19 protein-coding genes and 1 tRNA gene are annotated in these 20,631 nt (G+C 68.5%); 12 read left to right on the top strand and 8 right to left on the bottom strand.

The window, feature by feature from the left end:
• Positions 1 to 73 precede the first annotated feature (73 nt).
• Positions 74 to 865 (bottom strand): hypothetical protein, encoded by a 792-nt coding sequence (locus tag ATM97_RS30105; protein WP_218721609.1) that lies wholly within the window; start codon positions 863 to 865, stop codon positions 74 to 76.
• A 223-nt stretch (positions 866 to 1,088) separates the two neighbouring features.
• On the opposite strand from ATM97_RS30105, the gene ATM97_RS30100 reads away from it, so the two are divergent.
• Complete coding sequence (locus ATM97_RS30100; RefSeq protein WP_218721607.1) at positions 1,089 to 1,943, top strand: hypothetical protein; 855 nt, start codon at positions 1,089 to 1,091, stop codon at positions 1,941 to 1,943.
• A 1,050-nt stretch (positions 1,944 to 2,993) separates the two neighbouring features.
• Here ATM97_RS30100 and ATM97_RS30095 read toward each other — a convergent pair.
• Positions 2,994 to 3,066 (bottom strand) — tRNA-Asn (locus ATM97_RS30095).
• Positions 3,067 to 3,280: 214 nt separating this feature from the next.
• Between ATM97_RS30095 and ATM97_RS30090 the strand changes: the two genes are divergently transcribed.
• On the top strand, positions 3,281 to 3,526 hold the full coding sequence (locus ATM97_RS30090) for a hypothetical protein (protein ID WP_218721605.1): 246 nt from the start codon (positions 3,281 to 3,283) through the stop codon (positions 3,524 to 3,526).
• Between the two features lies 1 nt (position 3,527).
• Here ATM97_RS30090 and dnaG read toward each other — a convergent pair whose 3' ends face one another.
• The 4 genes from dnaG to ATM97_RS30070 all read right to left on the bottom strand — a co-directional run bounded on the left by dnaG (position 3,528) and on the right by ATM97_RS30070 (position 8,839).
• Positions 3,528 to 5,462, bottom strand: coding sequence for a DNA primase (gene dnaG / locus ATM97_RS30085; protein WP_218721603.1), 1,935 nt, complete (start codon positions 5,460 to 5,462; stop codon positions 3,528 to 3,530).
• A 25-nt stretch (positions 5,463 to 5,487) separates the two neighbouring features.
• Positions 5,488 to 6,741 carry a deoxyguanosinetriphosphate triphosphohydrolase gene (locus ATM97_RS30080; protein ID WP_218721602.1) on the bottom strand — a complete coding sequence of 418 codons (1,254 nt, stop codon included), beginning with the start codon at positions 6,739 to 6,741 and terminating at the stop codon, positions 5,488 to 5,490.
• Between the two features lie 6 nt (positions 6,742 to 6,747).
• Positions 6,748 to 7,440 carry a YdcF family protein gene (locus ATM97_RS30075; protein ID WP_218721600.1) on the bottom strand — a complete coding sequence of 231 codons (693 nt, stop codon included), beginning with the start codon at positions 7,438 to 7,440 and terminating at the stop codon, positions 6,748 to 6,750.
• A 721-nt stretch (positions 7,441 to 8,161) separates the two neighbouring features.
• On the bottom strand, positions 8,162 to 8,839 hold the full coding sequence (locus ATM97_RS30070; protein ID WP_218721598.1) for an MBL fold metallo-hydrolase: 678 nt from the start codon (positions 8,837 to 8,839) through the stop codon (positions 8,162 to 8,164).
• Between the two features lie 72 nt (positions 8,840 to 8,911).
• Here ATM97_RS30070 and ATM97_RS30065 point away from each other — a divergent pair, with 72 nt between their 5' ends.
• Together ATM97_RS30065 and ATM97_RS30060 are read left to right on the top strand one after the other, a co-directional pair.
• Entirely contained in the window at positions 8,912 to 10,924 is a 2,013-nt protein-coding gene (locus ATM97_RS30065) for a YgcG family protein (RefSeq protein WP_255588649.1), read from the top strand.
• 45 nt (positions 10,925 to 10,969) lie between these two features.
• The gene (locus ATM97_RS30060) at positions 10,970 to 11,788 is read left to right on the top strand and encodes a MerR family transcriptional regulator (RefSeq protein ID WP_218721596.1); all 819 of its coding nucleotides are present in this window, start codon (positions 10,970 to 10,972) and stop codon (positions 11,786 to 11,788) included.
• Positions 11,789 to 11,797: 9 nt separating this feature from the next.
• Here the strand turns inward: ATM97_RS30060 and ATM97_RS30055 are convergent, their stop codons facing one another.
• Together ATM97_RS30055 and ATM97_RS30050 are read right to left on the bottom strand one after the other, a co-directional pair.
• Positions 11,798 to 13,066 carry an acyltransferase gene (locus ATM97_RS30055; RefSeq protein ID WP_218721594.1) on the bottom strand — a complete coding sequence of 423 codons (1,269 nt, stop codon included), beginning with the start codon at positions 13,064 to 13,066 and terminating at the stop codon, positions 11,798 to 11,800.
• A 128-nt stretch (positions 13,067 to 13,194) separates the two neighbouring features.
• Complete coding sequence (locus ATM97_RS30050; RefSeq protein WP_218721592.1) at positions 13,195 to 14,595, bottom strand: glycine--tRNA ligase; 1,401 nt, start codon at positions 14,593 to 14,595, stop codon at positions 13,195 to 13,197.
• Between the two features lie 219 nt (positions 14,596 to 14,814).
• On the opposite strand from ATM97_RS30050, the gene ATM97_RS30045 reads away from it, so the two are divergent.
• From ATM97_RS30045 to ATM97_RS30010, 8 genes are all read left to right on the top strand, one after another.
• Positions 14,815 to 15,165, top strand: a complete 351-nt coding sequence (locus tag ATM97_RS30045) for a helix-turn-helix transcriptional regulator (RefSeq protein ID WP_218721590.1) — start codon at positions 14,815 to 14,817, stop codon at positions 15,163 to 15,165.
• Between the two features lie 4 nt (positions 15,166 to 15,169).
• The gene (locus tag ATM97_RS30040; protein WP_218721588.1) at positions 15,170 to 15,619 is read left to right on the top strand and encodes a Fur family transcriptional regulator; all 450 of its coding nucleotides are present in this window, start codon (positions 15,170 to 15,172) and stop codon (positions 15,617 to 15,619) included.
• A 128-nt stretch (positions 15,620 to 15,747) separates the two neighbouring features.
• The gene (locus ATM97_RS30035) at positions 15,748 to 16,038 is read left to right on the top strand and encodes a hypothetical protein (RefSeq protein ID WP_218721587.1); all 291 of its coding nucleotides are present in this window, start codon (positions 15,748 to 15,750) and stop codon (positions 16,036 to 16,038) included.
• The gene (locus tag ATM97_RS30030) at positions 16,038 to 17,894 is read left to right on the top strand and encodes an alpha/beta hydrolase (protein ID WP_218721585.1); all 1,857 of its coding nucleotides are present in this window, start codon (positions 16,038 to 16,040) and stop codon (positions 17,892 to 17,894) included. Before ATM97_RS30035 ends, ATM97_RS30030 begins: the two co-directional genes overlap by 1 nt.
• Positions 17,891 to 18,400 (top strand): hypothetical protein, encoded by a 510-nt coding sequence (locus ATM97_RS30025; protein ID WP_218721584.1) that lies wholly within the window; start codon positions 17,891 to 17,893, stop codon positions 18,398 to 18,400. Before ATM97_RS30030 ends, ATM97_RS30025 begins: the two co-directional genes overlap by 4 nt.
• A 138-nt stretch (positions 18,401 to 18,538) precedes the next feature.
• Entirely contained in the window at positions 18,539 to 19,123 is a 585-nt protein-coding gene (locus ATM97_RS30020; protein WP_255588648.1) for a DUF3558 domain-containing protein, read from the top strand.
• Positions 19,124 to 19,133: 10 nt separating this feature from the next.
• Entirely contained in the window at positions 19,134 to 19,514 is a 381-nt protein-coding gene (locus ATM97_RS30015; RefSeq protein WP_218721582.1) for a hypothetical protein, read from the top strand.
• Positions 19,511 to 20,631 (top strand): hypothetical protein (locus ATM97_RS30010; RefSeq protein ID WP_374104919.1); only part of this gene is annotated, 1,121 nt, incomplete at its 3' end. The genes ATM97_RS30015 and ATM97_RS30010, both read left to right, overlap by 4 nt.

Here is a 20,631-nt window from a genome sequence, read left to right as displayed (position 1 = left end):
TATGTCCTCGACCGATGAGGCTTATCTCGGACACGGTGTGGGAAACGAATACAGGGGCATGGCTGGTCAGCCCCTACCTCGTCAACGTGAGGCACTCGACGATCTCGGTGACTCCGGCATCTTCACCAGCGAACATCTCCACGTAGCCGCTGAGCTGAAGGGGCACATGGAGCGGATGACACACCTGCGGCAGCTCAGGCACGAGCGCCGAGAGCAGGTGCTCGTCCTCCAGGTCGTACGTCAGCCAGGACGTTACGTCTTGCCATCCTGACCACAAAAGAAGCTCCGGGTCCTCGGTAATCACCCATGCGAGCGGCGGGAAGTAGACCTCGGCGAGGCAGTGCAGGAAGGCTGGCTCAGCTCGTTTCAGCGCTTCCTTCGACAACGGGCCGAAGGGAAAGTACCCGCCCGTAGCGCCTGCGATCCGAGCCGTGGTGCCACGAGCGATCGCGATGACCACGTGCAGGCCGTGCGAGTCGATGTGTGGTTTCGCGGCCAGTAGGTCGACGCTAACCTCGGGGTGAAGTAGACGAAACTGCGGCGTCAGGCCGTGAGCTCCGATGAGCATCGAACGAGCGACCGCACCGGGCTGAAACAAGACTCCTGGCAGCTTCGTTCGGTGGTCGGGGTCGTAGCCTCTCGACTTCCTGCTGTGCGGGCGCAGCGCAGTCGCCAGCTCTCCGTAGGCATTGTCGTAGCGACTCTGCAATCCATTGCAGTTTCCGCACAACCCATACATGTACAGGCCGCCTCGCACTTCGCGGGCGGTCGATCCGGAGAGTCGGCCGCCACGCTCGACAAGGTACTGCCGCCCGACAGCAGTGGAGTTTCCTGCACACTGCGGCGGGACGTGCGTCTTGGTCATCCTGCCCACGACGCCGCACAACCCGCATGGGTACTCGGCCTTGCGGTGGCGCTGTGAGCCGAGAACCCGGTGCTTTGAGCTGGATGACATCGAGTGATTATCCGTTCTCCTACCGCAGCAGGAAACTTCATTTTCGATGATCGCCCCAGGCCTGGTCTGCTACACCGGCGAGCGCTCGAAAACCGCGCGCCCATAGGAGCCTTCAGGGGCAAGCTTGACGCTCATGGAATCACTTTCGCCAGCCACCCTTGGGCATCTCGTCGAAGTCGCAGAATCAGCAAGCTCATCGACGATCCGGACACTCCTGATGAAGTCCCGAGTGTTCGAGCTCTCCGGGGCACCGAGTTCCTTTCTGAGCCAGAAGAACATGGTCAACAGGTCTGAGCTCATCCGGCAACCTCTACTGAAGGTGCACGGAAAGGCCTCCGCCGGGGACTCCGGCGCTCACCGAGCTCTCCTGGACTTCATCGTCGTGTGGGCCAGCGGGTGCAACATACGAACCATCGGCGTCGGTAGGTTCCGAGAGAGGATCGCTGAACTGTGCGAGTCTCTGCGGGCTGACGGCTACGAGCTGACGGTGTCGGACGACTGCAAAGTTCAACTGATCCCGACCGACTCGAGTGCGGCACCACTGGCGCCTGAGATCACGGCGTTGGAGGAGGAGCTGAAGCACTGCGGCTACGACGTCGCGCTCCACCACTACACCGAAGCTGTATCGCACCTCGGTAACCACAACTACGAAACCGCAAATAGCCAGACACGCTCAATGTTCGAGCAGCTTCTGGTCGACCTCGCCTGTGACCATGCAGGCTATATCGATGACGGGAGCGCGAACCAAGGCGGAAAAGCGATCGCCACCTTGGTTCGCGACCACACCAAGACCTCTCCGAAGAACAGCACGCCGGGGCAGCCACTCGAGTACAAAGCGGGTGGTCGTTTGGTTCGTGGACTGTGGGACATCCTCCATACGAATGGTTCGCATCCCGGTCGGTCCAACGCTCAGGAGGCCCGACACCGGCTTCAGATGGCGACTGTCCTGGCGCGCGATCTGCTTGCGCACTTCCGACCCAGCTCCTGACGGATGGCCCTCTTCAGCTGTCACAGCGGATAGCGGCCCCGTCATCCGTTGTGTAGTCGTTACCTTCGGAGCATGAGGTGAGCAGGATTTTTGGTGGTGTGGGTGGTGGTGTGAAGTGTGGGGAAGTGTGTGGGTAGGTGGCGGGAGTGGGTGGGTCGGTTGAGGGCAGCCGGAAGGGACCAAACCCGAAGAAGGCCTGCACCATCACGATGCAGGCCTTCTTCGGTATTCGGTCGGAGACGGGCTGCTACTTGTTGGCGCGGATCCGGATCCACAACCCGAACACGGTAGCCGCGATGCCCCGATCTGGCTGAAAAGGTTGCCGCCCAGCCGATCCCACTCCACTATCGAGGGATGACCGAAACTCGTCAGCAACGTCGCGCACGTGAACGAGCCGCCCAGAAGGCCGCCTCCCGGCCCGGCGCGAATCTACGGCCTGTCTCTGCAGCAGATGCCGCCGAGAAGATCGGACCAGTGACGATGGAAGTCGAGATCAACTGGTTCGAGCCCCAGAACGGCGCGCCTGAGTTCTGGAGTGCGCAATGGGGTGAGCAGGAATCAGAAGACGAATCGGTGCCTGGCCTTGGCGTGACCTTCACCGAGCATGGGAGCAATTTGCGACCTCATCGACGTTGTGCTCGAAGACATCCGGGCCCGATGGGCCAACATCGGCGTTTCAGCAATCGATTGGTCGCTGGACCGCAAGTCCGAACAAGTGCGCGCCGCTGAGGGGATTGAGCTTCCCGCTCGGGTTTAAGGGCTGCCAAAGCGGCCGAGGTCCCCTCCCCGGTCAACAACGAGCGCGGCCCGCGAACGCCGCTAGGCGGAGAAGGAGCGGCAGTGAGGGTGTTGGCGCGCTTCTGCCATTCGTTGACAGCGAGGCGGGTGGCGGGTTGGTGACCGGGATCCATACTGGGGGTTGCGGGTGGACTGGTGACGGCCTACGCGGGTTCGGTAGCCAGGGCTGAGCCGGGGGCTTGGCCTACGGTGCCACCAGTAGTACGGACCGGAATTCTTGGCGTATTTTTNGTGCCTGACCTGGTGGTTATGCTCCCCCATCTGGACTCGAACCAGAAACCTGCCGATTAACAGTCGGCTGCTCTGCCAATTGAGCTATAGGGGAATACTCTCCTGAACCGTTAGACTCAGGCGGTCTGCCTTGGCGGGCTGACCGAGATGAAACTTTAGCGCATGGCATCGCAGGTTCCCAAATCGGGCCGCTACCTGCGGACATGTGGCGTATAACGATGTGCCGACGAACGGTGGCCGGATCGACAGGGGTGGGGCCGCTGGGGCAGGATGGAGCCCGCACACAGACGTGGGAGGAGCTCCAGGAGATGCTGCGGTTGATCATCGGCGTAGCGGCCGGTTATGTGCTGGGCACCAAGGCCGGGCGCGCGCGCTACGAGCAGATCAGTGCGGCGACGCGGGCCGTCGCGGGGAGCCCGGTGACGAGGAAGCTGGTGTCGGTGAGCCGGCAGAAGCTGTCGGACAAGTTGAGCACGCAGCCGAAGCTGGAGCCGATGGAGCCGATCGACGAGCGCACCACGGTGCTGATCCCGCACAACCAGCTGCGCCGCTGACTCAGGCGCCGGCCGCGTAGCCCTCGCTGCCCATCGCCTGGGCGGCGAGGCTCTTGCGGTACTGCTCGAGCGCGACCAGGTCGCCGAACAGGGTCATGTAGGTGTCGGGCTCTTCGCTGGCCGACAGCCGCTGCAGCTTGGACTTCAGTTCGGCGATCTGGCGGCCTACCCAGGCCTCCTGGGTGCGCGCCATGACGCCGGTGATGAAGCGCGGGATGTCGTTCTGGGACCGCACCGGCAGCTGCTCGTTGGCGAGCTCGGAGACCAGGGCGCGTGTCATCAGGTCGTCGGTGTGGTCGGCCACAGCCGCGACCCATTCCGCGCCGCCGAGACCGGCCGCGGTGCCACCGGCCTGCGCGATCATGATGCGCAGCGCCACGTAGGCCGGGTGGGTGAACGCGGCGGTGTCGATGGAGTCGAAGACCACACCGGCGATGCCGGGGTATTGCAGTGCGGCGCTGAGGGTTTGACGCTGGGCGAGCAGCACCGGATCGTTGGGCGCCGGGCGCACCGCGCTCTCCTCGACCCGCGGCGCGGCGAACTGCTCGCCGCCGGACTTGCCCGCCTGCTTGGCGCCCGGACCGGCGGTGCCGCCCATCCGGTTCTTCTTGGCTTCCTCGCCGACGCGACGAACGACGAGCTGGATGTCGTCCCAGCCGACCCAGCCCGCCAGTTTGGTCGCGTAACCCTTGCGGGTCGCGTTGTCCTTGATCTGGGCCACCACGGGCACGGTGCGGCGCAGCGCCTCGACCCTGCCCTCGACATCGTCGAGGTTGTGTTCGGCGAGCAGACCGCGAATCACGAACTCGTAGAGCGGGGTTCGGCGCGCGACCAGGTCGCGGACGGCGGCGTCACCGGAGTGCTGACGCAGCTCGCACGGGTCCTGGCCGTCGGGGGCGACGGCGATGTAGGTCTGGCCCGCCAGCCGCTGGTCGCCGCTGAAGGCTTTCAGGGCGGCGGCCTGGCCCGCGGCGTCACCGTCGAAGGTGTAGATGATCTCGCCGCGCCAGAAGTTGTCGTCCATCAGCAGCCTGCGCAGCACCTGCAGGTGCTCCTCGCCGAAGGCGGTGCCGCAGGAGGCGACGGCGGTCTTCACCCCGGCCAGGTGCATGGCCATCACGTCGGTGTAGCCCTCGACGACGACGGCCTGGTGCCCCTTGGAGATCTCACGCTTGGCGTGGTCGAGGCCGAAGAGCACCTGGGACTTCTTGTACAGCAACGTCTCCGGCGTGTTCACGTACTTGCCGGGCATGGTGTCGTCGTCGAAGAGCTTGCGCGCGCCGAAGCCGATCACCTCGCCGCCGAGGTTGCGGATCGGCCACAGCAGCCGACGGTGGAACCGGTCGATCGGGCCGCGCTTGCCCTGCTTGGACAGCCCGGCCGCTTCCAGTTCCTTGAACTCGAAGCCCTTGCGCAGCAGGTGCTTGGTGAGCACGTCCCAGCCGCCCGGGGCGTAGCCGCAGCCGAACTGCTGAGCGGCGGCGGCATCGAAGTTGCGGTCGGTCAGGTACTTGCGCGCGGTCTCGGCCTCGGGTTCGCGCAGCTGCGCCACGTAGAACTCGTGCGCGGCGGCGTTGGCGGCGACCAGCCGGGAGCGGGTGCCGCGGTCGCGCTGGACCGAGGTGCCGCCGCCCTCGTAGTTGATCTGATAGCCGATGCGGTCGGCCATCTGCTCGACGGCCTCGACGAAACCGATGTGCTCGATCTGCTGCAGGAACTTGTAGACGTCACCGCCCTCGCCACAGCCGAAGCAGTGGAACAGGCCGTGGTTGGGCCGCACGTGGAACGACGGCGACTTCTCGTCGTGGAAGGGGCACAGGCCCTTGATCGAGTCGGCGCCCGCGCGCTTGAGCGCCACGTACTCACCGACGACATCTTCGATCCGGACCCGGTCACGGATCGCCGCGATATCGCGATCTGGGATTCGTCCGGCCACGATGAGTGAGTCTAGTCGGGTCCGCTCAGCGGCAGTCCAGCGAGGCGGCGACGCGCTCGAAGCGGCTCTCGGTGTAGGAGGCGATCTGGTCGATCACCACGCGCACCCGGGCGGTGTCGTCGGTGGCGGCGTTCCACCACGGCAGCATCTGGTCGTCCAGGTGGGCGGGCGCGGTGGTGAGCAGGCGGTCGGCGACGGCCTGTACCCGCTCGCGCTGGGTCTGCTGACGGGCCAGGTGGCCGCGGTCGGAGCGCACATAGCGCAGTGCGACGGTCTTGAGGACCGCGACCTCGGCGGCCACGATCGGCGGCACGATCAGATCGGCCTCGTAGCGCAGGAGCGGGCCCGGCCCGTAGCGCTCGTGGGTGGCGGCGATCGCGGCGGTCGCGAACCGGCCGACCAGCTCGCTGGTGAGCCGCTTCAGCGCGACCGAGGCGGCGAAGGTGCCGTCGTAGTCCACCGCGTCGGCGACGACGTCGAGTTCGGACAGCCGCTGCGCGGCGGCGGCGAGCGCGTCGATCGACTGGTCGGGGTGCTGGCCGTGGCCCTGTTCGGCGAGGGCGGCCTGTTCGCTGGGGTCGGCCAGGGCGCGCAGGTCGATCCGGCCGACGATCACGCCGTCCTCCACGTCGTGCACCGAGTAGGCGACGTCGTCGGACCAGTCCATGATCTGGCATTCCAGGCTCTGCTTGCGGTCCGGCGCGTCCTTGCGGACCCAGGCCAGGCGCTCGAGGTCGTCCTCGTAGGCGCCGAACTTGGTGCCGGAACCGCTTCTGCCCCACGGGTATTTGAGGGTCGCGTCGAGCGCGGCGCGGGTCAGGTTGAGGCCGGCGCTGTCTCCGGCGGGGTCGAGAACCTTCGGTTCGAGGCGGGTCAGGATGCGCAGGTTCTGCGCGTTGCCTTCGAAACCGCCGTATGCGTCGGCGAATTCGTCGAGGGCGCGTTCGCCGTTGTGACCGTAGGGCGGGTGGCCGATGTCGTGGGCGAGGCCGGCCAGGTCGACGAGGTCGGGGTCGGCGCCGACGCCGTCGGCGATGCTGCGGCCGATCTGGGCGACCTCGAGCGAGTGGGTGAGCCGGGTGCGCGGGGTGTCGCCCTCGCGCGGGCCCATGACCTGGGTCTTGTCGGCCAGACGGCGCAGCGCCGCGGAGTGCAGCACGCGGGCTCGGTCGCGGGAGAACTCACTGCGGTGGCCCTTGTCCGCGGCGCCCGGCCAGGCGGTCTTGCCCGGCTCGTGAACCATCCGTTCCCGGTCGTGCGGGGTGTAGCTGTCGGTCATCGAATCTCACTGTCCCGCCGTGTAAGAGAAGTCTGCCGAGAAATGGGTGAGCTGGTACCAGAGCAGCGCGCCGGTCTCGCGGGCGATGCCGTGGAACTGCGATTCCCTGGTGTAGACCGCCGGTCCGGTGCGGGTCGGCGCGGTCCACGCGTCCAGTCCGGCGTCGCGAGCCATCGTCCTGGTCCGCAGTGAATGCCACGGATCGCTGACGAGTACGGCCGATGACATCCCGCGCGCCTGCATGGCGGTCGAGACCGCTTCGACGCTGCGCAGGGTGTCCGATCCGGTCTCCACCGCGAGGATGTCCGCGCTGGGGACGCCCTTGTCCTCGAGGTAGCGCTTGCCCGAGGCTGCCTCGGTGTAGAGGTCGCCCTCCTGTTTGCCGCCGACGGTGATCACCCGGGGCGCGACACCGGCTTCGTAGAGCCGCCACGCCTGGTACAGCCGCGCCTCGAACACCGACGAAGGGGTGCCCGAATACTGCGCGGCGCCGAGCACCACGATCGCGTCGGCGTTGGTGTAGTCGTCGATCCGGGCGACCTGCCACACCCGGAAGGCCGTTCCGGCGACGAGCACCACCCCCATCAGCACCGCCCCGGCGATGATCCGGCCGATCCACCGCGAGACCGACGACGCGAGCCCGTGCGGGCGCCGAGCATCCGGGGCAGGTGCGGCCGTTCGCGGGAAACCCGATTTCATCCTGATCAGTCTGCCAGGTCGGGCCGACGGCCGATCATGCCAGCGGTCACCACCGGATTCCGGTCCGGTGAACTACCGATGGCGCGACCGCCGGTCCAGTCCAGGCGCGCGGCGATGTCGACCATCGAGCGGACCAGTGGACGGTGTCCGCCTACGCCTCGGATCTGGGTTTCACCCTGACCGGACCCGCCTTCGCGGCGCGCTGACCCCACCGCGGACAGCGGACGCGACACCGATTCGAGTAGTCCAACCACTCGACAATCGCCTGGTCAGGGGCGTGTACTGGGACTGGTGCCCTGCGACGACACCAGGACACCGAGTTGGGCGGTCTGGTCAACCGGGTAGCCCTCCCACTGGTCGTCCGCCAGGCGGGCGGCATCTCCCGGTCCCCCTGGACCGGGAGCACGCAGGTTCCACAAGCATCCCTCTGTTGCGCGAACCCTCGTTTTCGTACCAACGGCTCCTCGAAGGAGGTTGCCCTCAGAGATCTCCGCGCGACCCCCCACCATCGCGATCCGGAGTCGCATGACCCGCCAAGAATCTGCTGGCCGGGGCGTTGTCGGCAGGCCGACAGCCTGATCTACTGTCCATCCTGCTCGCGATGCCCATGGCCGGCATCGGGTCGGCGGTGTAACCCACCGTCAGGAGTCGGCGGCGTCAGAACCGTCGGAGGAACGGCATCATGGCCCGGGCCAGGTGCCGTTTTTCTGTCCCGTCGGACTCACCAGCCCCGTTCGCGCCACTCGGCGAGGTGCGGACGCTCGTCGCCGAGGGTGGTGTCGTCACCGTGGCCCGGGTAGACGACGGTGTCGTCGGCGAAGCGGTCGAACAGCTTGGTGGTGACATCGGTGAGCAGGGTGTCGAAGTCGGCCGGGTGGTGGGTCTTGCCGACGCCACCGGGGAACAGGGAGTCGCCGGTGAAGAGGTGGGCCCGGCCCGCGCCGTCGACGAGGGCCAGCGCGATGGAGCCGGGGGTGTGGCCGCGCAGGTGGATCGCTTCGAGGACGATATCGCCGACCTGGACCGTGTCGCCGTCGGCGAGCAGGCGGTCGGGTTGCACCGGCAGCGGAGCGGCGTCGAGGGGGTGGGCCGCGGTCGCGACGCCGAGGGCGCCGGCGACCTCGGACAGCGCCTGCCAGTGGTCGGGGTGCTGATGGGTGGTGACGATCAACTCGATCTGGCCCGGGGTCTCCTGGCCGGTCAGCTCGAGGATGCGGGCGGCGTCGTTGGCCGCGTCGATCAGGATCGCGGCACCGGTGGCGGTGCTCTGCACGAGGTAGGTGTTGTTGTCCATCGGGCCGACGGACATCTTCACGATGCGGGCGCCGGGCACATCCCGCTGCTGGGCGGCCCCGCTCGCGGTGACATGTCCGGTGTAGAGGCGATCGACTGTGGCCATGCGCCGATCGTAGAAGCCACGCTGCGCGCCGTCGTACCCGCGTGGTCGCCGTGCGCCCGTTAGATTCGACACATGCGGCAGTCGAGGAAGAGTTCGGCCCTACGTCCGGTTCCGGTACGCGCCATGGCCGGTCTGCTGTGCGCGATGTTCGCCGCGCTGAGTCTGCTGTGCGCGCCGGGCGCGACCGCCGAGCCGCCGTCGCGGATGGGACCGCAGGTGGTCGATGCCGCCGAGGTGCTCAGCGGCGCCGACGAGGCCGGGGTGCTCGAGGCGGTCGATCGGCTCTACCGCGACCACCAGGTGAAGCTCTGGGTGATCTACGTGCAAAACTTCGCCGCGATGGCGCCGCGCGACTGGGCCGCGCGGACTGCCGAGCTGTCCGGGTTCTCCGATCGCGATCTGCTGTTGGCGGTGGCCGTGGACGATCGCGGCTACTGGCTCCACGGCGTCCTGCCCGACGGCGTCAGCGACGGGGAGCTGGACGCGCTGCTGGCCGGCACGGTGGAACCGGATCTGCGCGACCGCGAATGGGCGCAGGCCGGGATCGACACCGCCGACGGCATCGGGTCGGCGATGCGCGGCGCGAGCGTGCCGTGGGGCTGGCTGGTCGGCATCGGGCTGGTGGTCGTCGTGGGCGCGGGTGGGCTGATCCTGTTCTCCCGCAAGCGTCGTCGCGATCAGGATCGGGCCGAACTGAGCACCGCCCGCGAGGTCGATCCGGCGGATTCGGGCGCGCTGGCCAAGCTATCGCTGCCGACGCTGCAAGCGCTCTCGCGCGAACGGCTCGTCGAGATCGACGATGCCGTGCGCACCAGCGCCGAGGAATTGGCCCTGGCCACCAGCGAATTCGGCGAGACCGCCGTGACGCCGTTCCGCACGGCACTGGACGCGGCCCGCGCCGCGACCGCGAAGGCGTTCACGATCCGCCAGCAGCTCGACGACGCCGTCCCGGAGACCCCGGACCAGCAGCGCAGCATGCTGATCGATCTGATCTCCACCGCGGGCAGGGCCGACCGTGAACTCGACACCCAGGTGACCGACTTCGACGCCATGCGCGATCTGCTCATCGACGCGCCGGCCCGGCTGGACGGACTGACCCGCGACATCGTCGACCTGACCGCGCGCCAGCCCGCGTCCGAAGCCGAACTGGCCCGGCTGAATTCGGCCTACCCGGCCTCGGTGCTGGCGCCGATCCACGACAACGTGCGGATGGCGGCGGAACGGATGACCTTCGCCGAGCAGAACATTGATACCGCCCGCACCGCGCTGACCAGGCCGGTCGGCCAGCAGGGCGGCGCGGTCGCGGCGATCCGCGCGGCCGAGGGCGCGATCGGCCAAGCCCGCACGCTGCTCGACGCGGTGGACCAGGCCGCGACGAACATCCAGCAGGCTCGCGACGGGCTGCCCGCCGCGCTCGACGAACTCCGCGCCGACCTGGCCGCGGCGGCCGCCCTGACCGAGTACGGCGGTCCCGAACTGGCCGCCGCCGTCGGCGCGGCCACCACCACGGTGAACACCGCGGCCGCCGGGGTCGACGCCGATCCGCTCGGCGCCTTCCACGACGCCGTGACCGCCGACGCCGAGCTGGACCGGGCCATCGCGGCGGCCTCGGATCGCAAGCTCGCCGTGGAGGATCTGCGACGCAGGCTCGATCGGACGCTCACCGACGCGGCCGGGCGCGTCGACGCCGCGTCCTCGTTCATCACCACCCGGCGCGGCGGCGTCGACGCCGAGGCGCGGACCCGGCTCTCGGAGGCCCAGCGCCATCTCGACGAGGCCCGCCGCCTCGCCGCCACCGCGCCGGATCGCGCGCTGGTCAGCGCGCAGACCGCCGCCGACCTGGGTGGACGGGCACTGGAACAGGCGCAGGCGAGCGTGCGCGCGTGGGAATCGCGACAGCCGATGGCGGGCGGTTCGCAGGCCGGGGCGGTGCTCGGCGGCATCCTGCTCGACGGTTTCCTGCGCGGCTCGATCGGCGGCGCTACCCGGCGGGGCGGCGGCGGTTTCGGGGGCGGCGGGTACCGGCCCGGTTCCTACGGCGGGTCGTCCGGGTCGCGCCGGGTCAGCCGGGGTGGCCGATTCTGAGCGCTTGACCCTCACACCGTGTGAGGTTCTACACCGGAAGGCGTCATGTTCAGTATCGGAGATTTCGCCAGACACGGTCAGGTGTCGGTGCGCATGCTGCGCCACTACGACGCCGTGGGGTTGTTGCGGCCGGCCCGGGTCGACCCGGCCACCGGCTACCGGTTCTACACGGCCGCGCAGCTGGCCCGGCTCAACCGGATCGTCGCGCTCAAGGAGCTCGGCTTCACGCTCGAGCAGGTGGGCCGGATGCTCGATCCGGGACCTGCCCCGGAGGAACTGCGCGGCATGCTCACCCTGCGCCGGGCGGAGCTGGAGCAGCGGATCGCGGCCGACCACGCCCGGTTGACCGATGTCGAGGCGAGACTCCGAATCATCGAGAAGGAGGGCGTCATGCCCGAACAAGAGGTGGTGCTCAAGCCGGTCGCCGCGGTGCGGGTGGCCGAATCGACCGGATCGGCTGCGGGTTTCGAGCCGCAGGCGATCAGTCCGGTGATCCAGCCGCTGTTCGGCGATCTCGCCGACCGGCTGGCGCAGGCCGGCATCGCGATCGCGGGACCGGCGATCGCCTATTACGACGCGCGCGAGGACGGCACCGTCGGGGTGCACGCCTGCATCCCGGTCGCGGTGGAACCCGAAGCGGCGCCGGGATTCTCGATCGTCGACCTGCCCGCGCTGCCGACGGCGGCCACGACCGTCTACCACGGCGATGTCGCCGGGATCGGCACGGCGTGGCAGGCGCTGGGCCGCTGGGTGGAGGACAACGGCTACCGCACCGCGGCGCCGGTCCGCGAGGTCACCCTGGCGTGGACGCCCGATCCCGCGGGCTGGGTCACCGAGTTGCAGGAGCCGCTCGCGCCCCGCTGACGGTCGGCCTCAGGCGGTCGCGGCCTCGTGATCGGCCCGCCAGGTCAGCTCGGCGGCGACCGCCGACAGCAGTTCGGCGGCCCGCACGCCGCCGCCGAGTCTGCCGATGGTCAGCCTGCCCAGGAAGGTGTAGACCAGGAACGTGACCGCCGCCGAGGCGCCGGTCGAGGGCCGCGGATGCGCGGACAGGTAGACGATCTCGTAGTCGTCGAGGATCAGCCCCGCCGGAGCGCGGAAGGCGGGCACCGTGCCGGTATTGGTGAGCGCGATGTGCCCGGCCATCGAGTGGACGCGGGTGGGGCCGAAGAAGTCGGGAAAATGCAGCACCGACTGTTCGATCACGCCGGTGGCCAGGTCGTCGTGCAGGTGCGTGCCGATCCGGCGGGCCAGGGCGACGAGGTCGTCGGTGTCGACGACATCCGTGGTGAAGGCGGCGAGGCCGGAGATGTTCGTGCCCGCGGCCGCCGCGAGCGGCGGTTCGAGTCGCCTGCGCAGGTCGACCGGGTAGACGCAGCCGACCTGGGTCACGTCGTAGACCGACGCGAACGCGCGCAGCACCGCCGCGGTGACCAGCCCGTTCACACTCACCGCGTGCGTGCGGGCCTGCTCGAGCACACGGGCGGTCTCGGTCGGGTCGAGCTGGATGCGCGCGGGCCTGGCCAGCGCGGGGGTGGCGGGCGGCGACGGCTCGACGAGCCCCACCGCGTCGGCGACGACCAGCGGCCGGGTGACGGTCTCCAGTCCCGAGCGCGGTCCGCGTTCGGTCCCCCGCTGCGCCAGCAGCGACTCCACCGACACCGGGTACTCCCGTGGCCCGGCCGCGATCGACCCGGTCTCCACGTGATCGGTGTAGTACCCCCACAGCCGTGCGAACAGCTCCACGCAGTGCCCCGCGTCGGCGACGCTGTGGTGCACGAACAGGGTGACCCTGGCCCGATCCTCCTCGGCCAGCACCACATCCAGATAGCCCAGCTGTGCGGCGGGATCCATCGACTCGGTGGGAATCCGGACCTCGTCGGGCTCGCCGAAACTCACCCACGCGCCGACGGGCTCGATGTGCCCGGGACGCAACAGGATTCCGTTCTCCTCGGCGTCCTCGACGATCCGGCACACCAGGATCGGGAAGGCGCGCTGCAGCGCCGCGAACGCCGCGCCGAGGGCGGCCGCGTCGAGTTCACCGCGCAGGGTCACCGAGCGCCCGGTGAAGGTGGCGTGCCGAACGAATCGTTGTTCCGACGGGTCGAGCCCCCGCAGCACGTCTTCCGGTTCCCACAGCACAACGGACAGAGTGAGGCACGCGGCCGGGCGATGCAAACCGCCGGGTACGCACTGTGATCACCTCCACGCCCCGCAACGCGAGGAGCCCGCATCGCGCGTGGCGATACGGGCTCCGCGTCGGTCTGGTGTCAGGCGCCGAGGAGGCGGGTGGCGAGGTAGGACTCCACCTTGTCCAGGGCGATGCGCTCCTGCGCCATCGAGTCGCGCTCGCGGATCGTGACGGCCTGATCGTCGAGGGTGTCGAAGTCGACGGTGATGCAGAACGGGGTGCCGATCTCGTCCTGGCGACGGTAGCGGCGGCCGATGGCACCGGCATCGTCGAAGTCGACGTTCCAGTGCTTGCGCAGCTGCGCGGCGAGGTCCTTGGCCTTGGGCGTCAGGTCCGCGTTGCGCGACAGCGGCAGCACCGCGGCCTTGACCGGCGACAGGCGCGGGTCAAGCCGCAGGCTGATCCGCTCCTCGGTGGTGCCCTTGGCGGTGGGCACCTGGTCGACGGTGTAGGCGTCGACCAGGAACGCCATCAGCGAGCGGGTCAGACCGGCCGCGGGCTCGATGACGTACGGGATGTAGCGCTCACCGGAGGCCTGATCGAAGTAGCTCAGGTCGGTGCCCGAGTGCTCCGAGTGCGTGCGCAGGTCGTAATCGGTGCGGTTGGCGATGCCCTCGAGCTCGCCCCACTCGCTGCCCTGGAAGCGGAAGCGGTACTCGATATCGGTGGTGCCGGCCGAGTAGTGCGACAGCTTTTCCTTGGGATGGTCGTAGAGGCGCAGGTTGTCGGGATCGATGCCGAGGTCGGTGTACCAAGCCAGGCGGGTCTCGATCCAGTACTTGTGCCACTCGGCGTCTTCGCCGGGCTTGACGAAGAACTCCATCTCCATCTGCTCGAACTCGCGGGTCCGGAAGATGAAGTTGCCGGGGGTGATCTCGTTGCGGAAGCTCTTGCCGATCTGGGCGATGCCGAACGGCGGCTTCTTGCGCGCGGTGGTCTCGACGTTCTTGTAATTGACGAAGATGCCCTGCGCGGTCTCGGGGCGCAGGTAGTGCAGGCCCTCTTCGTCGTCGACCGGGCCGAGGAAGGTCTTGAGCAGGCCGGAGAAGTTCTTCGGCTCGGTCCACTTGCCGGGCTGACCGGTCTCGGGGTCGTTGATGTCGGCCAGGCCGTTGGCCGGCGGGTGGCCGTGCTTCTCCTCGTACGCCTCGAGCAGGTGGTCGGCGCGGTAGCGCTTGTGCGTGTGCAGCGACTCGATCAGCGGATCGGAGAAGGTCTCGACGTGGCCGGAGGCCTCCCAGACCTGGCGCGGCAGGATCACCGAGGAGTCCAGACCGACGACGTCGTCGCGGCTGGTCACCATGGTGCGCCACCACTGCCGCTTGATGTTCTCCTTCAGTTCGACGCCCAGCGGACCGTAGTCCCACGCCGACTTGGTGCCTCCGTAGATCTCACCGCACGGGTAAACCAGGCCCCGGCGCTTGGCGAGGTTGGCAACGGTGTCCACCTTCGACTTGGGTGCCACGCGAGATTTCTCCATCCCTTGGGAGTCGGACAAGTATGCCGACAAGCGTATCGGCACCGGCCGACCGGTCGTGCACCGCACGGGCGAAGTAGCGCCCCGACGGCCGCTCGACGGCGGGTTCACCGACGAAACGGTCGTCCGGCGACTACCGATCGCCCCAGCTCAGCGCGTCACGTTCGACATGCGCACGTCTGCATGTCAAAATGGCATCGGTTTCCATTAAGGAGTTGGTTGATGACCACCGATGCCACGGCCGCACACGCGCACACCCCGTACCACTCCCCCGCCCCCGCCACGGTGCCCGCGCGCCAGGTACTCGAGGACGCGGGTGAGCTGCTGCGCGCGCTGGCCGCCCCGGTGCGGATCGCGATCGTGCTGCAGCTGCGCGAGTCGCCGCGCTGTGTGCACGAGCTGGTCGACGCCCTCGGGGTCACCCAGCCGCTGGTCAGCCAGCACCTGCGCATCCTCAAGTCGGCGGGCGTCGTGCACGGCGAACGCTCGGGTCGCGAGGTGCTCTACGAACTCGTCGACGACCACCTCGCGCACATCGTCGTCGACGCCGTCGCCCACGCCGAGGAAGGGTAATCCGTTGGCAGACAATCCCTCCGGCAAGCAGGTCGGAGTCCGCAGCACCCGGCAGCGCAGCGCGATCTCGGCGCTGCTCAGCGATATCGACGAGTTCCGGTCCGCCCAGGAACTGCACGACGAGCTCCGCAAGCGCGGTGAGGGCATCGGCCTGACCACCGTCTACCGGACCCTGCAGTCGCTGGCCGACGCGGGCATGGTCGACGTGCTGCGCACCGACTCCGGCGAGTCCGTCTACCGCCAGTGCTCGAGCGGGCACCACCACCATCTGGTCTGCCGCCACTGCGGCCGCACCGTCGAGGTCGAGGGCCCGACGGTCGAGGCGTGGGCCGCGACGATCGCGGGCGAACACGGCTTCACCGAGGTCAGCCACACCCTGGAGATCTTCGGCACCTGCCGTGACTGCGTCGACGCGCGCGCCCGCGCACAGAAGGACGAGACCGCGACGGTCTAGTTTTTGTGACTCACATCACATGATGGAACCCTCGGATCGACAGCTCCGTCCAACCTTCACGAAGAGACCGATCCGCACGGTGGTACCGACGGCCCGTGGCCGCCTCGGCGCCGAAGGAGGGGGCAATCGTGAGCACACTCGGTGTCGAACCCGATCAACTGACAGCGCTGGCGACGACGTGGCGGCAGGAGGCCGACGAGGTCGGCGAGCTCGCCTGGACCGCCATGAGCGAGGCCACCGGCGACGGCAGTGACGTCCTGGCCACCGTCCGCGGCCTGGCCGATCCCGCCCAGCAGGCGATGTCGTCGATCGCGACCAGATACACCACCCTGGCCGGCCTGATCGACAAGTTCTCCGCCGACATCCAGGCCAAGGATGCCGAGATCGCGGGCGAGATCGGGAAGCTGGGATCGCGCTGATGCGCCCGACCCTCCCCCAGCTCGACGGCTGGAATCTCGACGGCCTGCACCGCGCCGCCGACACCGCCCGCGCCAATGCCGATGTGGTGTCCACCGCGGTCGACGACTGCTCACGCGCCGTCTCGACAGCGGGCGGCTGGCACGGCCGGACCAGGGACGCGGCGGGCCGGCGGATCGACGAGGAGGTCGACCACGGCTACGAGGTGCGCACCGTGCTGCTGCGGATCGCCGACGACGCCGACGACGCGTATCGGAGCCTGCAGCATGCCCGCGCCTACGTCCTCGATCAGCGGACGCTCGCCGTCGACCAGGGCTTCCAGGTCGAACCCGACGGCCGGGTCTCCCACACCGATCCCGAGCAGGAGGGCGCGGCGGGCGTCTTCCAGCTCAACCTGTTCGGCGGCCTCGACGAGATCGAGCGCCTGGACAGCCGGCTCGGTACCCGCCTGAAGGAATCACTCGCCGACCTGACCGCGATCCGCGACGGCCAGCCCGACATCACCCTCGCCGACGGCACCGTCCGCGACCCCGATGCCGTGGCGATCCAGCTGGCCGCGATGTCGGCCGACGAGCGGGCCACCTACCTGGCCGGCCTGAGCCCGGAGGCACAGCGTCAGCTGGTGATCGCCGCGCCGGAGAAGCTCGGCAATCTCAACGGCGTCCCGTTCGGCATGCGGATCGAGGCCAACGAGATCAACATCCGCAACGCGCTGACGACGGAGAAGGCGAAGCCGGACCCCGACGAATCACGGGTCAGGCAACTCGAGGCGATGCTCGCGCCGATCCCGAACCCCGAGGGCACCAGCACGCTCACCACGGCCGCCGCCGCGACCGGCGACAACGCGACGCCCCGGCTCGACATGGTCGACCGCAAGTTCGTGATGTTCAGCACCGAGGGCAACGGGCGGATGATCGAGATGCTGGGCTCGATGAAGGCGGGCTCGCCCGGTGTCGGCGTGTACGTACCCGGCACCTCCACCAACCTCAACGGTTCCGGCTCCAATCACGTCGCCGCCTGGAATCTCGCCGACCGGACCGACAGCCCCGTCTTCCTGTATATGGAAGGCGATTTCCCGCAGAGCCTGACCAGTCTCGACGACGGTGCGCCGAGTCCCCGGTTCGCGGCCGACATGGCGCCGAAGCTGGTCGAGTTCGGGCACGAGATCGACCGGGAGGTGGGCGCGAATTCCCCGGGCACGCCGGTGACCTATGTCGGCCATTCCTACGGCGGCTCGATCGTGGGCTCCGCCGAGCAACTCGGCCTGCGCGCGGATCGCGTGCTGCACGCCTCGTCCGCGGGGACCGGCGTGTTCGACACCGGCTGGAACAACCCGAACCCGAACGTGCAGCGGTATTCGATGACGGCCCCCGGCGACCTCATCGGGGTGGTGCAGTCGTATCCCGAAGGGGGACTGACTGTTCCGGGCGGTATACACCTGCCGGGCAACCCGCACGCATCCGAGGTACTGGGCGGGGATCCGGACGAGGTGCCCGGCGTCACCCGCCTGGATACCGGCTTCTACAGCGGCAGTTCCGGGGAGCACGCGAACGAGGTCGTGTTCGGCGTCGAGGGGCACGGCGACTACTGGGACGACGCGGGATCGACGGCCTTCGAGAACATCGTCGGCGTCATCAAGGGCACCGACGCCATCGGCTACGTCGAGCGTGGGATCGAAACGGACTGGGTCGACATCGGATTGGGCGACAACGGCAACGGCGGCAGGGAAGCCTTCGACGCCGCGAAAGCGGCCGCCGCGGCTCGCGCTGCGTCGTCGCTGGGCATTCGGATCGACCCCTACGCACACCCACAGATCACGGACAACCCCGGCCTCGGCCCGAGGATCGATGTCGAATGAAGTCGATGACGGTTGCCACCGTAGCCATGGTGGCGGTCACGCTCGCCGGGTGTTCCGGCTGGATCTCCGAGGGTCCGACCAATCAGCAGGTCAAGGACGCCACCGGGTTGACCGTGGCCGACGCGCGCCCCATCGTTGCCGACAATTTCGAGCTCATCTGGCCGAAGCCGATCACCGTCGAACCGGACATGGTCGATGTGGGGTCGGGCTGTCGGACCGACCCGAACTCGCTGCGGTCGGCGGGACCGCCCTGGCACCCTCGGTACGAGCGGCAGGAGCTCAACCCTTCGCAGGAGTTCATCGATCAGGCGATGGCGAATCTCGAGGCGATGACCGCCCGCGGCTTCACCCTCGTGCCCAGCCAGAATCCGGCCGAAGACCCCGTCAGCAGGTATTACCGGGACTCCCGCGGCTTCTCGGTCGCGTCGTCCCGGACGCGTGCGGGCAGGAACGACGAGGAGGTCCGGTTCATCATGGCCTCCACGTCCCCCTGCGCCGCGGAGTGACGGATCGACCGGCACGGTCGGCTGGACCCAGCACCGCGGGCCGTCGGACGACTCGGCCGCGAGATCCGGGTTCCGACTAGACTCTGCACAGCCGTCATCGCTCGGAATAGAGCGCGCAGCTGTCTACACCAGGAGGGGATGGTCGAGATGACAGTGGGAGGCCATGGGTGGAAGGCCGTCGGCATCGCCGCCCTCGGGCTGGTCGTCGCTGGTTGCGGGGGCGGCGAGAGCGGGACGGCCGCGCCGACGACCAGCGGGGTGAGCGTGGCCGCGAGCCCGACCTCGGTGGATGCCGAGGCGAAGGTGTGGGATCCGTGTTCGCTGCCGGATTCGGCGATCAGCGGAGTGGGGTTGAACGTCGGCAGCAAGAAGAAGGACGTCGCGGGCGTCGACTTCACGGGGTGGAAGGTCTGCAGCTGGACCGATGCGGACAAGAAGTACACCTTCGCTGTCATGGCCTCAGAGCACACGCTTGCCGAGTCCCGCCAACGAACCAGCGAATACACCGGATGGACCGATCTCGAGGTCGGAACACACAGAGCGCTCGAGTTCCGGCCAGTCGGTTCCGCCAACGATGTGGCTTGCTACATCTCCGTCGAAATACCCGATGGCTCAGTCGATTTCAAGGTGCAGAATCGTGTCAGTGCGGTGGGCGCGAGCGAGCCGTGCGGGGAAGCGCTACGACTGAGCACGGCATTGGTCCAGTATCTTCCTGCGAGCTGACGGAGGGCAGATGGTTCTCGGAATCAACCCGAATCAGTGGAATCAGCTACTCACTCAAGCGGATGCCGGTGAGCTGTCGCTCGATCCCGAGGTCGGCAGAGACTTGGACCGCGTGTGTGACGACCATCTGGACCGGCTCGAAGAGGTCTACGAACTCGTAGACCGAGTGAAACGCATCGACGGATTCGGTTCGTTCAACTCGAGCCAGGCGCTGGCCAACAAATTCTCACAGACGGCATCCGGCGGGGACCGGGCGCTCGACACAGTGATCCGACAGCACATCGACGCCGTCCAAACGGCGAAAGAGGTTGTCGCCAAAGCGATTGCCAACTTCGTCGCCCAGGACGGCGCCCTCGCCACCGACCTCTCCGCGACCGGAGAACCGGCGTGACCTACGACGAATACAAGAGCAGAGTCATCGCCGCGCAGGAGCAGTGGAACCAGGAGCGCACCGGCATCTACAACCGGCAGCAGCAGGGCAACTACGCCACGATCTTCGGCGGCGACATCCAGCCACCACACATCACCACGCCCGACAGCTATGACAGCATGTCGCTGGCGCAGATGCAGGCGGCCGTGGCGGCGATGAAGCCGCAGCTCGTCGATGACGCGGTGACGGCGTGGGCCAATATCGGAATGAACCTGATGGGCACGTTCTCCAAGTTCAATCAGGAGTTCGCCCGCACGGTCACCGGCGCGAACGGTCACAGCGGGTGGACGGGCGCCGCCGCTTCCGCAGCGGTGGCCGCGGTGAACAACTATGCGGAGCAGTCGATTCCGCTGTCCCAGGCGGCGACGGCGATCAGCTTGAAGCTGTCGGAGATGCGGACCGGGATCGAGGAGACCCAGGCGCTCATGCCGGGTTTGACCTCGCGCGAGTCCGTCACCGGCAAGACCTTGCCCGGTGACGGGGTGATGAAGGTCGACGAGCACAACCAGAAGGAAGCCGAGGACGAGGGCCGCCGCATCCTGCGCACCGTCTACGGCCAGGTGGCTGCCCAGACCGACAACGGCGTCCCCTTCCTGCCGTCGGCGCCGACTATCACGAGCGGTACCGGCGACAACGGCGTGACAGGCGGCAACGGCGGCACGAATACCGGTGGGACACAGGACCGGACAACCGGCGGCACGAACACCGACGGCACCACGCCGGAAACGCCGGGCGAGGGCACCTCCGCCGAGGACTCCGACACCTCGTCCTCGACCACGCCGTCGTCCACCGATACCGGGTCGACCACGGCACAGAGCACCACGCCGCAGTCCACCGCACCGAGCTCGACCACACCGGGTTCGACCACACCGGGTTCGACCACGCCCGGCACCACGACCACCCCGGGGACGACCCTGGGCACGACCGCGCCGGGAGCGGGTCGCCCCACCGGCACCGGGCGAGGCTCGGGTGGCACACCGGGCGGCGGGTCCCCGTCGACCCCGGCGCCGGGCCGCAGCGCGCCGGGCGGTCAATCCCCTGCCGCGGCGGCCGCCGCGGCAGGTCGAGCGGGTGCGGC

This window comes from Nocardia sp. MH4 (assembly GCF_019266065.1).
GTDB classification, from domain to species: domain Bacteria; phylum Actinomycetota; class Actinomycetes; order Mycobacteriales; family Mycobacteriaceae; genus Nocardia; species Nocardia canadensis.
The sequence above is the reverse complement of the archived record's forward strand: the minus strand, read 5'-3'. Positions and strand labels throughout refer to the sequence as shown.

Coding starts and splice junctions, on each gene's coding strand:
- ATM97_RS30105 (WP_218721609.1), bottom strand. CDS start 865: ATGACCAAGACGCACGTCCCGCCGCAGTGTGCAGGAAACTCCACTGCT.
- ATM97_RS30100 (WP_218721607.1), top strand. CDS start 1,089: ATGGAATCACTTTCGCCAGCCACCCTTGGGCATCTCGTCGAAGTCGCA.
- ATM97_RS30090 (WP_218721605.1), top strand. CDS start 3,281: ATGCTGCGGTTGATCATCGGCGTAGCGGCCGGTTATGTGCTGGGCACC.
- ATM97_RS30080 (WP_218721602.1), bottom strand. CDS start 6,741: ATGACCGACAGCTACACCCCGCACGACCGGGAACGGATGGTTCACGAG.
- ATM97_RS30075 (WP_218721600.1), bottom strand. CDS start 7,440: ATGAAATCGGGTTTCCCGCGAACGGCCGCACCTGCCCCGGATGCTCGG.
- ATM97_RS30070 (WP_218721598.1), bottom strand. CDS start 8,839: ATGGCCACAGTCGATCGCCTCTACACCGGACATGTCACCGCGAGCGGG.
- ATM97_RS30065 (WP_255588649.1), top strand. CDS start 8,912: ATGCGGCAGTCGAGGAAGAGTTCGGCCCTACGTCCGGTTCCGGTACGC.
- ATM97_RS30060 (WP_218721596.1), top strand. CDS start 10,970: ATGTTCAGTATCGGAGATTTCGCCAGACACGGTCAGGTGTCGGTGCGC.
- ATM97_RS30050 (WP_218721592.1), bottom strand. CDS start 14,595: ATGGAGAAATCTCGCGTGGCACCCAAGTCGAAGGTGGACACCGTTGCC.
- ATM97_RS30045 (WP_218721590.1), top strand. CDS start 14,815: ATGACCACCGATGCCACGGCCGCACACGCGCACACCCCGTACCACTCC.
- ATM97_RS30030 (WP_218721585.1), top strand. CDS start 16,038: ATGCGCCCGACCCTCCCCCAGCTCGACGGCTGGAATCTCGACGGCCTG.
- ATM97_RS30025 (WP_218721584.1), top strand. CDS start 17,891: ATGAAGTCGATGACGGTTGCCACCGTAGCCATGGTGGCGGTCACGCTC.
- ATM97_RS30020 (WP_255588648.1), top strand. CDS start 18,539: ATGGTCGAGATGACAGTGGGAGGCCATGGGTGGAAGGCCGTCGGCATC.
- ATM97_RS30015 (WP_218721582.1), top strand. CDS start 19,134: ATGGTTCTCGGAATCAACCCGAATCAGTGGAATCAGCTACTCACTCAA.